At 62.3% G+C, this 15,633-nt stretch carries 1 protein-coding gene; it reads left to right on the top strand.

Annotation, left to right across the window (positions count from 1 at the left end; all coding sequences use genetic code 11):
* Positions 1–220 precede the first annotated feature (220 nt).
* Positions 221–15,550 (top strand): non-ribosomal peptide synthetase, encoded by a 15,330-nt coding sequence (locus tag CH286_RS01095; protein WP_176458092.1) that lies wholly within the window; start codon positions 221–223, stop codon positions 15,548–15,550.
* Positions 15,551–15,633: the final 83 nt, after the last annotated feature.

Genomic DNA, 15,633 nt, shown 5'->3' with positions numbered 1-15,633 from the left:
TAGACTTCGACCCTGAACAACAACCGTCCGTAGAGACGGTAAGCGTTCTCGACGCGCGTCACCGAGGTGGTTGTGCGGGAGCGCCGACGATGAGGAGTGTTCAGTGAGTTCGGATGGGTCGGGGACCAGCACGTCGGGTGAGGCAAAGCGACCGAATGGACGTAAAAGGCGTCCGAAACCGGGCCGTAGCCGACCCGCACGGGTTCCTACCCTGCCGGCGTTGCTCTCGGCTGCGGTCGAGAAGAATCCGACGGGTACCGCGCTCGTTTTCGGCGAAACGTCGGTTACGTACGAAGAACTCGACGGGCAGTCGTCGAAGTTGGCTCGGCTGTTGATCTCTCACGGCGTCGGACCGGACCACCTGGTGGCGATTGCGCTCGATCGATCCATCGAGTCCGTGGCCTCGGTGTGGGCGGTCGCGAAGTCCGGCGGAGCTTTCCTGCCGATCGATCTGCGGTATCCACCCGGGCGGATCGAGCACATGGTGACCGACTCCGGTGTTCGGTGGGGACTGACGACGTCCGACCGATTGGCCGACCTGCCCGACGGAGTGTCGTGGATCGCACTGGACGGGACCGACGAACAGCGGCAACTCGAGCAGTTGTCTGCCGAGCCGATCGCACCGCAGGACCGTCTGGCTCAGCCGGTTCCCGCCAATCTGGCCTATGTGATCTACACGTCCGGGTCGACCGGAAGGCCGAAGGGTGTCGCGGTCACACACGCCGGACTTGCCCCGCTCGCCGCCACCGTCAACGACACGTTCGAGACCTCCGGTGACTCTCGCACAATGCATTTCGCCTCACCCAGTTTCGACGCCTCCGTGCTGGAACTGTTGATCTCCATCGTGAACGGGTCGACGATGGTGATCGTTCCGTCGAGCATCTACGGCGGCACGGAATTGACCGAGATCATGGCGGAGCATCGAGTCACTCACGCGATCATCACGCCTGCCGCGCTGACGACCATGGACTCCGGAGATCTTCCCGAACTTCGCGCACTCGCCGTCGGCGGGGAGACTTTCACCGCCGAGCTGATGGGACGATGGGCGCGTGGTCGGCAGTTCCACAACGCCTACGGTCCCACCGAAACAACGGTCATCTGCAGTCTGTCCGCCCCGCTCGTCTCCGGTGGGACGGTCGACATCGGCTCGCCCACGCAGAGTATGGCCAGTCATGTGCTCGACGACCGACTTCGCCCGGTTCCGACGGGTGTGGTGGGGGAGTTGTACATGAGTGGGCCGGGACTGGCCCGCGGCTATCTCCAGCGCAACGGGCTCACGGCGCAGCGGTTCGTGGCCAATCCCTTTGCAGCAGAGGGGTATGCGTCGCATTCGCGGATGTACCGGACCGGCGACCTGGTTCGGTGGCGACAGGGTGACAGCGGACCCGTGGTGGAGTACGTCGGTCGCAACGACGCTCAAATTCAACTGCGCGGCTTTCGCATCGAACTCGGGGAGATCGACGCGGTGCTCGCGGCCGTGGACGGGGTCGACTTTGCCGTGACCGTCGGATACCGACGCGATTCCGGCGCAACGGAATTGGTCGGCTACGTCCTACCGCACGTGGGAGTCGACCTCGACGTCGATGCGGTTATCGACGCAGCGAAGAGGTACTTGCCGGCGCACATGGTGCCGACGACGCTGACGATGCTCGAGTCGATTCCACTGACACCGGCGGGCAAACTCGATCGAAGTGCACTACCGGAACCAGTGTTTGCGATGCGCGAGTTCAGCGCGCCGACAACTCCGACCGAGATCACCGTGGCCGAGATCTTCGCCGATTTGCTCGGTGTGGACGAGGTGGGGTCCAAGGACGAGTTCTTTGCTCTGGGCGGCAACTCGCTTCTCGCGACGCAGGCCGCCGCGCGCATCGGCACAGCCCTCGGGCGCCGAGTGCGACCGCGGGCACTGTTCGACAATGCCACCGTCGAGTCCTTGGCCGCGGCGATCGACACCGCCGAGGCCGACGCCCTGACGGTTCTGGATTCCTCGAGGCCACGCCCGCAGCACATTCCGCTCTCTCCCGCGCAGCAACGCATGTGGTTCCTCAACCAGTTCGATACTGCATCGGCGATGAACAACGTGCCCGTTGCCCTCGCGCTGACGGGTGCTCTCGACGTCGACGCATTGCGCGCGGCGATCGCCGACGTGATCGTTCGGCACGAGTCGCTCCGTACCGTCTATCCGGAACTCGACGGGACAGGATTCCAACAGGTCCTCGACCCCTCCGAGGTCCAGGTCACCATGGAGTCGGCCGAGACGGCGCGGGACTTTGCGATTGACGCAGTCGGGGAATTCCTGACGCGGGGTTTCGACGTCACGACCGAGATCCCGTTCCGCGTGACTCTTTTCGAGATCACCGATCCGGTCGGCACGGAGCCTGAGTTCGTTCTGGCCTTCGTCGCCCACCACATCTCCGCAGACGGATTGTCCATGGCTCCGCTCTCGCGGGACGTCATGATCGCCTATGCGGCTCGAACGGCCGGGGCCGCACCCGACTGGACTCCGTTGGCGGTGCAGTACGCCGACTACACGCTGTGGCAGTACGACATGCTCGGTTCCGCGGACGACCCCGACTCCCTGGTCTCCCGGCAGATCGGCTTCTGGAGAGCAAAGTTGGCCGGCGCTCCGGAGCAACTGCAGTTGCCATGGAATCGAGCACGTCCTCGCGTGGCGTCCGGGCGGGGCGAACTGACGCAGTTCACCGTCGATGCCCAGACGTATTCGCGCGTCCTCGAACTCGCACGTGGGCATGACGCGACGCCGTTCATGGTGGTGCACGCTGCTCTGGCGGTATTGCTGGCGCGGCTGTCCGGTTCCCTCGATATCGCGGTCGGGGCCCCTGTCGGTGGTCGCGGTGAGGCCCAACTGGACGATCTCGTCGGCATGTTCGTCAACACGGTGGTGCTGCGAACCGATATCGAAGGCGGTCGATCCTTCGCACAGGTACTCGAGGAGGTGCGCTCGTCGGACGTGGAAGCGTTCGAGAACGCAGACGTACCGTTCGAGCGTCTGGTCGAGGTGCTCGATCCGGTGCGATCGCAGAACCGACACCCCCTGGTGCAGGTCGCTCTGTTCTTCCAGAACTTTTCCGAGGGGACGTTCGAGCTTCCCGGGTTGACGGTCTCGCGCTTCGGGTCCGCTGCGTTCTCGGCCAAGTTCGATCTGCAGGTCACGGTCACGGAGTCGTCGGGTGGACTCGACGGCGAATTGCTCTATGCGACCGACCTGTTCGACGCCGGCACCGTCGTCTCCTTCGGAGAGCGGCTCGTCGCGTTGCTCGACGCGGTCACCGAGAATCCCGAGGTCCCGATCGGTGACCACGAGATACTGTCGGAGAACGAAAGATACCGAATCCTGCAGCAGTGGAACGACACCCATCACGCGGATATGCCCGGTGGCGAACTGCTGCTCGACGGTTTCGACCGTCAGGTCGCCGTCACACCGGACGCTGTGGCCCTGGCATTCGGAGACGAGCAGCTCACGTACGCACAGTTCGCGTTTCGCATCGATGATCTCGCGGAGCGGCTCAACGAGGACGGTGCCGGCCCGGGCTCGCTGGTCGGACTCGCGATGCGACGGTCGATCGAACTCCTCGTCGGTATGTATGCGGTACTGCGTACGGGTGCCGCCTATGTCCCTCTCGATCCGGATCAGCCTTCCGAGAGAAACGGCCACATCCTCGCTACTGCGGACCCGATGGCCGTACTGTCCACCAGCCGAGACGATTTCACGTCCGGCCGCGACGTGCCGATCGTTTTGATCGATCGGATGGAACCCGCGGAGCGAGTCGGTGCCGATTTCACCCGCCCCCGCCCCGACGATCTCGCCTACGTGCTGTTCACTTCGGGCTCGACCGGCCGACCCAAGGGCGTCGCCGTCGAGCACCGGGCAATCGTCAATCAGATGCGTTGGATGGCAGACGAATACGGACTCGATGAATCGGACGTGTACCTGCAGAAGACAGCCACGACCTTCGACGTGTCCCTGTGGGGGTTCTTTCTTCCGCTGCGGACCGGTGGGCAGCTGATCATCGCCCCACCGGGTGCGCAGCGCGAGGTCGACGTCATCGCCGACTCGATCTCTCGGCACCGAGTGACCGTGACCGATTTCGTACCGTCGATGTTGACCGTCTTCGCAGAATCCGTTTCTGCGGAATCGATATCGACACTGCGGCACATATTCGTCATCGGTGAGGCGCTGCCTGCTCGAACGGTGGCGGCCTGTCGAGCGGTCACCGGGGCGCGAGTTCACAACCTCTACGGCCCGACCGAAGCGGCGGTGTCGGTGACCTATCGGGATGTCTCGGACGACCTCGAAGCGACTGGCGACGGCTCGGTCTCGATCGGTGTCCCGGAGTGGAACACAGTTGTGCGCGTGCTGGATTCGCGGTTACGTCCGGTTCCCACCGGTGTGCCCGGTGAGCTGTATCTGGCCGGCGTGCAGTTGGCCCGCGGTTATGTCACACGACCGGACCTGACGTCCGAACGGTTCGTGGCGGATCCGTTCGGCAGCGCCGGTGACCGCATGTACCGAACGGGCGACTTGGTGCGATGGTCGATGCTCGGGGACGGCCGAATCGAGTACATCGGGCGTACCGACTTTCAGGTCAAGTTCCGTGGCCAGCGTATCGAATTGGGAGAGATCGAGACCGCGCTGATCGGTATCACCCCCATCAGTCAGGCCGTGGTCGTGGTTGCGCCGGCGGCCGCCGGCGAATTGCTTGCGGCCTACCTGGTGCCGACCCCCGGGGAGTCGATCGATACCGAGGGGGTGCGGTCAGCACTCGGTGGTGTGCTTCCCTCGTACATGGTGCCGTCGGCGTTCGTGGTGCTCGATGCCCTCCCACTCAATCCCGCGGGCAAGCTCGATCGTAGGGCGTTGCCGGATCCGGTGTTCGAGGTGCGTGAGTTCCGTTCTCCCACCACGGCGGTGGAAGAGGCGGTGGCGTCGGTGTTCGCGGATGTTCTCGGTGTGGAGCGGGTAGGGTTGGGCGACGACTTCTTTGCCCTGGGCGGTAATTCGCTGATTGCTACACGCGTGGTGTCGAGTCTGGGTGCTGCCCTGGATTCGGTTGTGCCTCTGCGTGTGTTGTTCGAGTCACCGACCGTCGAGGAGCTAGCGGCGCGTGTGGTGTCCGGTCAGGGTGGTCTCGGTGTCCCATTGACAGTACGGGATCGGCCGGAGCACATTCCGTTGTCGCTCGCGCAACAGCGAATGTGGTTCATGAACCGATTCGAGCCGGACTCCGCGGCGTACAACCTTCCCATCGTCATCAGGCTCGCGGGTGAGCTGAACATAGATGCGCTGGCGTCGGCGGCCCGTGACATCGTTGGGCGGCAAGAGATCCTGAGAACCGTCTATCCAGAAACCGAGTTCGGTGCCCTACAACTGATTCGCTCGGTGAGCGACGGATTCGTTTGGCCAGGTGTCGAATCGGTTTCGCATTCGGAACTGATTCATGCAGTAACGCGCACCGTCGGAGAAGGCTTCGACGTCACTGCCGCGGTACCTGTTCGCATCCGGTTGTTCCAGGTACAACCCGACGAGTTCGTTTTCGTTCTCGTGGTGCACCACATTTCGGCAGACGGGTCGTCGATGGCACCGTTTGCGAGAGATCTGATGATCGCGTACTCAGCGCGGGCCCGAGACGAGCTACCAGCCTGGTCGCCGCTCTCGGTGCAGTACGCGGATTACACGTTGTGGCAGAGGGAAGTCCTCGGTTCCGAGGACGATCCGCAGTCGTTGGTGTCGCGTCAGCTGGGGTACTGGCGGTCGGCTCTGGCTGATGTTCCGGATCAGTTGTCTCTGCCGACCGACCGTCCGCGTCCCGCGGTGCAGTCTTATGCGGGTGCTCGGGTTCAGTTCTCGGTCGACGGTGCGACTCATCGTGCGCTGGAAGCGTTGGGGCGTCGTCACAATGCCTCCTTGTTCATGGTGTTGCACGCGGCATACGCGGTGTTGTTGGCGCGCACGGCCGGAGTCGACGACGTGGTCGTGGCTACGCCGATTGCCGGCCGCGGCGACGAGTCGCTTCGCGACATGATCGGGCAGTTCGCCAACACATTGGTATTGCGTTCCACAGTGGATCTGGCCGCGTCGTTCGATGCGTTCCTCGAATCGGTTCGATCGGCCGACCTCGACGCGTTCGGTCATGCGGACGTGCCGTTCGAGCGCGTAGTGGAGGCGGTTGCACCTGTTCGTTCCACGGCGCATCAGCCGCTGGCTCAGGTCGGCTTCTCGTTTCAGAACTTCGAGCAGGGGTCGTTGACTTTGGATGACCTGGTCATCAGTCCCATGGCGTTTGACTTCGATACGACGCAATACGACATTCACCTGATACTCGGGGACAGTTATGACGAGCACGGTGTCGGTGTAGGACTGGCCGGTACGGTCACGTACTCGACCGCTCTGTTCGACGAGTCGACGGTGTCCGCGCTCGCCGCGCGTTTCGCGCTTCTGCTGTCCGCGGTCGGTGCCGACTCCTCGATTGCTGTCGGCGATCTCGATTACATGACGACGCTCGAAACGCAGTCTGTCCTAGGTGCAAGTCATGGTGAATCGAAAGATGTCGGCCGGGACGCCACACTCGTGTCGCTGTTCGACGAACAGGTGGCTACGAACCCGACTCGATCAGCAGTCGTCTTCGAGGGCGAGACAGCGACTTATGCGGAGTTCGACGCGCGAGCGAATTCGTTGGCGCGCCTATTGATCGAACTCGGTGTCGGCCCCGAAATTCTCGTGGGTCTGTCGATGAGGCGTTCGGTCGAATTGATGGTGGCGATGTACGCCGTTGTCAAAGCAGGCGGCGCTTACCTGCCGTTGGACCCGGATCAACCTGCAAGTAGGACGCAGTACATCCTCGATACGTCCGATCCCACCGTGGTGTTGACGACCTCACGTGACGAGACAGCGGATTGGCTCGTTGGCGATCCCAGGGTGATCGAAACAGATAGTGTCGATTTGTCCGATTATTCTTCGGCACCTGTGACCGACGCGGAACGTGTCGGCCCGCTTTCGCCGGAATCATTGGCCTATGTGATCTTCACCTCGGGTTCGACAGGACGGCCGAAGGGTGTCGCGGTCAGCCACCGAGCGATAGCCAACCAATTGCTCTGGAAGCGCGACTACTTCGATCTCGGAGTGGACGACAGTTCCTTGCTCAAGACCGCCGCCACCTTCGATCTTTCGGTTTGGGAATTCTGGTCATCTCTGACTTCGGGCGGTTCTGTCGTCGTCGCGTCCGTCGATGGGCATCGTGATCCGATGTACCTGACAGAGTTGATCGAATCGAACTCGGTGACCACACTGCATGTCGTTCCGTCCATGCTGGGGACCTTGGTGGCAGCTGGTGGCGGATTGCCAGACAGTGTGCGTAGGGTGCTGGCAATCGGGGAAGCCTTGCCGGCCGAGACCGCGGCGATGGTGCGTCGATCCAGCTCGGCCGAGGTGTTCAATCTCTACGGTCCGACCGAGGCCGCAGTGTCCGTCACGAATCACCGAATCGTCGACGAGGACAGCTCGATCGTGCCGATCGGAATGCCGGAGTGGAATTCGTCGGCGATGGTTCTCGATGGCCGACTACGAATGGTTCCTGTCGGTATACCAGGAGATCTGTATTTAGCGGGTGTTCAGTTGGCCCGCGGCTATGTGGGGCGCCCGGATCTGTCTTCTGAACGGTTCGTTGCAAATCCGTTCGGCAGCGCTGGGGCAAGGATGTACCGCACCGGTGACGTTGTGATTCGGCGGATAGACGGCGAACTGTTGTTCGTCGGGCGGTCGGATTCGCAAGTCAAGATTCGTGGATTCCGGATCGAACCAGGTGAAATCGAGACTGCGCTGCGGGAACTCGAGGGGGTGGAGCAATCTGCAGTCGTGACTCGCACCGATGCTCACGCTGGTGAACAGCTCGTGGGGTACGTGGTGCCGTCGGTCGGTGTGTCAGTGGATGTCGATGTGCTCGAGTTGGAGTTGGGTTCGTTGGTGCCCTCGTATATGGTGCCTTCGGTTTTTGTGGTGTTGGATGCGTTGCCGCTGAACGTGAATGGGAAGTTGGATCGTCGGGCGTTGCCGGATCCGGTGTTCGAGGTGCGTGATTTTCGATCGCCGACCAGCGCGGTGGAGGAGTCGGTGGCGTCGGTGTTCGCGGATGTTCTCGGTGTGGAGCGGGTCGGGTTGGATGACGATTTCTTCTCTCTGGGTGGTAATTCGTTGATTGCGACTCGGGTGGTGTCGCGGTTGGGTGCGGTGTTGGGTTCTGTTGTGCCGTTGCGGGTGTTGTTCGAGGCGTCGACGGTGGAGGGGTTGGCTGCTCGGGTGGTGTCGGGGGCAGGTGGGCTTCGTGTTCCGTTGACGGTGCAGGAGCGTCCTGAGCGGGTTCCGTTGTCGTTGGCTCAGCAGCGGATGTGGTTTTTGAATCAGTTGGATCCGTCGTCGGGTGTCAACAATGTGCCGGTGGCGCTTCGCGTGGTCGGTGTCCTGGATGTCGAGGCGGTTCGGGCTGCGGTGCTCGATGTGGTGGGTCGGCACGAGGTGTTGCGGACGGTGTATCCGCAGGTTGATGGGGTTGGTTTTCAGCGGGTGTTGGGTGTGGGTGAGGTGGGGTCGTTGGTGTCGGTGGAGCAGGTTGCTTCTGCGGATGTGGTCGATGGTGTGGTCGGGTTCTGTTCGGCGGGTTTCGATGTCACGGTGGAGGTTCCGTTCCGAGTTCGGCTGTTCGAGGTCTTGGATGCGGCGGGTTCGGTGGCGGAGCACGTGTTGGCATTCGTGGCGCATCATATTTCGGCCGATGGTGTTTCGATGGGGCCGTTGTCTCGCGATGTGATGACTGCGTATGTCGCTCGTGCTGCGGGTGAGGTGCCGCAGTGGGAGCCGCTCGAGGTGCAGTACGCCGATTACACGCTGTGGCAGTTGAAGGTGTTGGGTTCGGCCGATGATCCGAATTCGTTGTTGTCGCGACAGGAGCGGTATTGGAGGCAAACACTCGACGGTTTTGCGGGTGTGCTGGATCTGCCGGTCGATAGGCCACGGCCTGCTGCGATGTCGGGTCGTGGTGCCTCTCATGCTTTTACGATCGGTGAAGAGTTGTACCAGCGGATCGTTGCGGTCGCCGGTGAACACAGGGCCACGGTCTTCATGGTTCTGCATACTGCTGTGTCGGCCGTGCTTGCGCGGTTGACAGGTTCGGCGGATGTTGCTGTCGGAACGCCGATTGCGGGGCGGGGTGATGCAGCGCTCGATGACGTGGTTGGAATGTTCGTCAATACGCTGGTGTTGCGGACCCGTGTCGATTCAGGAGCGCGGTTCGATGAGTTGTTGGCCGCAGTGCGGCAGTCCGACATCGACGCTTTCGAGAATGCGGAGATTCCGTTCGAGCGGATCGTCGAGGTACTGAATCCGCCACGCCATCCAGGGGTGCCGCCGTTGGTTCAGGTCATGTTCGCGTTCGAGAACATGACTCCGTTGGCGGTGTCACTTCCCGGGTTGTCGATTTCTGGTCTGAATCTCGATTCGGTGATGGCGAAGATGGATATCCAGATCACGTTCAGCGAGTTGGTTTCCGAGAGCGGGCATCGGAACGGGTTGGGTGTGTATTTGGTCTATGCGGCCGATCTGTTCGATGAGATCACCATGGTGTCCGTGGGTGAACAATTGGTCAGAATGCTCGAGGCGGTGACGTCGGATCGACGGGTGATCGTCGGGGACGTCGAGCTCGTGGGTGTCGACGATGTTCGTGGATCTGCCGATGGTGACCGTGTTCGGGTGGAGGACAATCTGGTTCTGGGTCCGTTCTCGGCTCTGTCTGTGGCGACTCCCGGGGCGGTGGCTGTCAAGTTCGGTGACACCGTGTTGTCGTACGGTGAGCTTGCTGCTCGGGTGAATCGGTTGGCTCGGTTCCTGATCTCGGAGGGTGTCGGTCCCGAGGTGCGAGTGGGGATCGGCATGAAGCGCTCGGCCGATTCCGTTGTGGCGGTGTTGGCGGTCTTGATGTCGGGTGGGGCGTACGTTCCGGTCGATCCGGAACAGCCCGCTGACAGAGTGGGGTACACGCTCGAAAGATCCGGGGCTGTGATGGTCCTCGCCAACCGGGGTGACGGTTGTACCGATGCGCGTTTCGGTATCCCCATCGTCTGTGTCGATGAGCTCGACCTGGGCGGTTTTTCTCCGGAGCCGATTCGACCGGAGCAACGGTGCGGTGCGCTCGATCTGGACAATGCGGCGTACGTGTTGTTCACTTCTGGCTCGACCGGCCGCCCGAAAGGTGTTGTCGTGTCGTATCGCTCGATCGTGAACCAGCTTGCTTGGCTGGAGTCGGAATTCGAGTTGACGAGCGCGGACAGGGTCTTGTTGAAGACGCCGTCGACGTTCGATGCTTCGGTGTGGGAATTGTTGTCGATAGTGCGTACCGGTGGGTTGCTGGTCGTCGCCGAGCCTGATGGCCATCGGGATCCTGCCTACCTGGCATCGGTGGTGCAGTCGGAATCGATCACGGTCGTTCAGTTCGTGCCATCGGTCCTCGAGGCGATGCTGGACTGGATCGGGCCGGGTACGACCGATTCGTTGCGCTTGACCGTCGTGGGCGGTGAGGCGTTGCCGGCGTCGGTTGCGGCGCGGTTCGCGCACGCCAGTGGTTCATCGGTTCGCAATGTCTACGGTCCGACCGAGACGGCGGTGCAGGTGCTCTCGCGTCGAGTTTCGGCGGGTGATCGGGGGACGGTGCCACTCGGCGATCCTGTGTGGAACACGAGATTTCATGTGTTGGATTCTCGTCTGCACCCGGTATCTACAGGTGTGGTGGGCGAGTTGTACCTCTCGGGTGTCCAGTTGGCCCGTGGCTATGTGGGGCGTCCGGATCTGTCGTCGGAACGGTTCGTGGCCGATCCGTTCGCTGGTGATGGGTCGCGTCTGTATCGCACCGGTGACCTGGTCCGTCGTACCCGGGACGGGGAGCTGTTGTTCGTCGGGCGTTCCGACCTGCAGGTGAAGTTTCGTGGTCAGCGAATCGAGTTGGGGGAGATAGAGACTGCGTTGACGGCGCTGAGTTCCGTTTCTCGAGCGGTCGTCGTGGTGTCGGCGTCCCCGGTGGGTGAGTCGTTGGCTGCATATGTGGTGCCGGCCCCAGAGGAGTCGATCGATACCGAGGTGGTGCGGTCAGCGCTCGGTGGTGTGCTTCCGTCGTACATGGTGCCGTCAGCGTTCGTGGTGCTCGATGCACTGCCGCTCAACGTGAATGGCAAGTTGGATCGTAGGGCGTTGCCGGATCCGGTGTTCGAGGCGCGTGATTTTCGACCGCCGACCAACGCGGTGGAGGAGTCGGTGGCGTCGGTGTTCGCGGATGTTCTCGGTGTGGAGCGGGTCGGGTTGGATGACGATTTCTTTGCTCTGGGTGGCAATTCTTTGATTGCGGCTCGGGTGGTGTCGAGGTTGGGTGCGGCCCTGGATTCGGTTGTGCCGCTGCGGATGTTGTTCGAGGCCTCCACGGTGGAGGAGTTGGCTGCTCGGGTGGTGTCGGGGTCGGGTGAAATTCGTGTGCCGTTGACGGTGCAGGAGCGTCCTGAGCGGGTTCCGTTGTCGTTGGCTCAGCAGCGGATGTGGTTCTTGAATCGGTTGGATCCGTCGTCCGGTGTCGACAATGTGCCGGTGGCGCTTCGGGTGGTTGGTGTGCTGGACGTCGAGGCCCTGGGTGCCGCGGTGGCCGATGTCGTAGACAGACATGAGGTGTTGCGTACGGTCTACCCGCAGGTCGGTGGTGTCGGGTTCCAACGGATCCTCGGGTCGGTCGACGTGGCCTCGATATTCACGGTCAGCACTGTGTCGTCGTCGGGGGTTTTTGCGGAATTGGCCGAGTTCTGTTCTGCTGGTTTCGATGTCAGCGTTCAGGTTCCGTTCAAGGTTCGGTTGTTCGAAGTCACGGATTCGCCAACGGAGGAACCGCACGCGGTTCTGGCAGCAGTAGCGCACCATATCGCCGCCGATGGTGTGTCGATGGGGCCGTTGTCTCGCGATGTGATGACTGCGTATGTTGCGCGCGCTGCGGGGCGTGCGCCGCAGTGGGAGCCGCTCGAGGTGCAGTACGCCGATTACACGCTGTGGCAGTTGAAGGCGTTGGGTTCGGCGGATGACACCGATTCGGCGATGCGCCGCCATCTCGACTACTGGGTTTCGACGTTGTCCGGTGCTGGGGCGCAATTGACGTTGCCGTCCGACCGGCCGCGCCCGGCCGAGGCTTCCCATCGCGGCGGTTCGTTGACAGTGGAGGTCCCGGCCGATGTGGTCGGGGGAGTAGCGGAAGTGGCCCGGAAGCACGGTGCCACCACCTTCATGGCCGCTCACGCAGCATTGGTGGTGGTGCTGGCTCGGTTGTCGGGTACGGACGACATCACTGTGGGGACGCCGATTTCCGGTCGTGGTGATGCCGCGTTGGACGATCTGGTGGGGATGTTCGTCAATACGTTGGTGTTGAGATCCGATTACGTTCCGGGTCGGCCCTTTTCGACGCACCTCGAGTTGACCAAGGCCGTGGATCTGGACGCGTTCGAGCATGCGGATGTTCCTTTCGAGTCGATCGTCGATGCTGTGTCGCCTCCTCGGTCGGCTGCACATCATCCGCTGTTCCAAGTGTTGTTGGCGTTTCAGAATCACGAGCGCGCGTCGATTGCGTTGCCCGGTCTGCACATCGAATCCGTCGAGGCACAAACCGGGATCGCGAAGTTCGATCTGCAGTTCACCGTGGCAGACAATGCCACGGACGACGGTCGCTGGCTCGTGGGCGTGGATTACGCGGCCGATCTGTTCGACGAGTCGACGGTGCGCTCGTTCGCGGACATGTTCGTGCGGGTACTCGAGTCGGTGTCTCGCGATGACTCGGTGGCGGTCGGCGATATCGCGATCATGGACCCTGCGGACAGCGCTCGCCTGACCGATCGAGTACGGCCGGCTGTCCCCGATATGCAGTTCACCGACATCGTCGCGCGCTTCGAGGAGCAGGTGTCGTACGATGCTGCCGCTGTGGCGGTGACGTTCGACGGTGTCTCGATGTCGTACGGCCAGTTGTCCGCTCGCGCCAATGGGTTGGCCCGCGAGCTCATCGCTGCCGGTGCCGGTCCGGAGACGTTGGTTGCGGTCGCCCTACCGCGATCGGCGGATCTGGTGGTGGCTCTGGTCGCGGTGCTGACGTCCGGTGCAGGTTACCTACCGATCGACTCCACGTATCCGATGGAGCGCTTGGAGTTCATGTTTGCCGATGCACGGCCGGTGGCAGTGTTGACGACCGCCGAGGTGCAGGATCGGGTCCCGGCATCGAGTGTGCCGGTGTTGTTCGTCGACGATTGCTCGGACTCCGAACGTGATTCGTCGCCGATCGTCGATGCCGAGAGGTCAGCGTCGTTGCGCGCGGACAACACCGCCTACGTCATCTACACCTCCGGATCCACCGGTATGCCCAAAGGTGTTCGTGTCTCCCACCGCAACGTGGCGGAATTGCTGCACAACACCGATGGGCTGTATCGGTTCGACCGCGACGACGTGTGGACGATGTTCCATTCGTTCGCATTCGATTTCTCGGTGTGGGAGTTGTGGACGCCGTTGTTGTCCGGTGGGCGTGTTGTCGTGGTCGATTTCTTGACCTCCCGTTCGCCCGAAGCGACACTCGAATTGGTTGCGCGGGAGAAGGTGACGGTCCTGAACCAGACCCCGTCGGCGTTCTATCAGCTGATCGAAGCGGACCGCATCGATGACGGTGCCGCAGGTGAACTGTCTTTGCGTTACATCATCTTCGGGGGCGAGGCCCTCGATCCGGGGCGTCTGCAGCCCTGGTACGACAGGCGCGGACGGCAGGTCGAGTTGGTGAACATGTACGGCATCACCGAGACCACGGTGCATGTCACTCATCTGCCGCTCGACGAGAATTCGGTGCGTAGGTCCGTATCGAGCAGACTCGGCGACCCGATCCCCGGATTGGGTGTCTACGTGTTGGATGCGAGGTTGAGGCCCGCTCCGGCGGGAGTGCCGGGAGAGATCTACGTGTCGGGGCGACAGCTGGCTCGGGGTTACTCGAACCGACCGGACCTCGATGCCGTTCGCTTCGTGGCCGATCCGTTCGCCGCTTCGGGAGAGCGGCTCTATCGCACCGGTGACGTCGCGCGCATCACTGCCGCGGGCGATCTGGAATACGTCGGCCGTTCCGATGGGCAGGTGCAGTTGCGGGGTTTCCGGATCGAGCTCGGCGAGATCGAGGCGGCACTCGAGCGTCACGAGTCGGTGGCGCGAGCGGTTGCCCACATCCATACGGACGGCCGACTCGGCGAGCGCTTGATCGCATACGTCGTTCCCCGTGTGGGTTTCATCCCCGATACGACAGTGCTTCTCCGGTTCGTCGGCGGATTTCTCACCGGGTACATGATTCCCGATGCAGTGTCCGTGTTGGAGACACTGCCGTTGACCGCGAACGGCAAACTGGACAGGCGGGCGTTGCCGGATCCGGTGTTCGAGGTACGTGATTTCCGTGCTCCGACCACTGCGGTGGAGGAGTCGGTGGCGGCAGTGTTCGCAGACGTTCTCGGTGTCGAGCGCGTCGGGTTGGATGATGATTTCTTCTCGCTGGGAGGCAATTCCCTGCTCGCTGTACAACTTGTGTCCAGATTGAACGCGGCGGTCGACGGTGCACGAGCGGAGGTCTCCTGGATGTTCGCCGATTCTTCCGTAGGTGCGATCGCATCGCGAATTGCGGCGACATCGAGTTCGTCGACGACCGGCGGAGGAACCGGCCTCGAAACTTTGATCTGCCTGCGCGCAGGCGGGGATGCCCCGCCGTTGTTCTGCGTCCACCCTGTTGCCGGATTGGCCTGGCCTTTCGGCGGCCTCGTTCCTCATATCGACACCGAGCGGCCGATCTATGGTCTCCAGTCACCTGCTTTCTCGGCGGAAACCGACATTCCGAACTCGATACGGGCCTGGGCCTCGTTCTACGTGGGAAAGATCCGAGAAATACAACCGTGCGGGCCGTATCACCTGATCGGTTGGTCGTTGGGTGGGCTCATCGCGCACGCGATGGCAGTCGAGCTGCAGAACGAGGGCGAGGAGGTTGCCACACTGGCAATGATGGATTCCTTCGTGTTGAACAAGACCGAGCACGTGACCGAGAACCCCGTTACGTTGGGCGAAATCTTGGGAGGGCTCGGCATCGATTCACACTCGGATTCCGAGGATTTCGAGTTCTCGGTGGAGTCGGTGGTGGATCTGCTCCGTACGATGCCGGCTCCGTTCGACACGATGTCGAGATCTCGCGTCGAACGAATAGTGGAGGTGATCGGTCGATCTGTCGAGTTGGCGAGCGTGTACGAGCCCCCTTTGTTCGAGGGGCGATTGGCATACTTCGCATCGGTGGTCGACGATCCCTCCGGGAGCATCGGAGTGTCGACCTGGTCCGGTGCTGTGGCCGGAGAAGTCACCGTGACCGGGGTGCATTCGACCCACTGGCACATGGCGTCTGGGTCTGCTTTCGCCGAAATCGGCCCCGTTCTGAACGACTACCTGCGGGGAAAGATCGGATGAGGGGGAACGGCCGTACGAAGCTGCTCGGTCGAGTGCTGTAGCGTGCACTCACTCTGAACAGAACGTCGGAAACCGACTCGGAC

This window comes from Rhodococcus sp. WWJCD1 (assembly GCF_002258735.1).
GTDB lineage: Bacteria > Actinomycetota > Actinomycetes > Mycobacteriales > Mycobacteriaceae > Rhodococcoides.
Note: the sequence above shows the minus strand (reverse complement) of the source record. Positions and strands in the feature narration are given on the sequence as shown.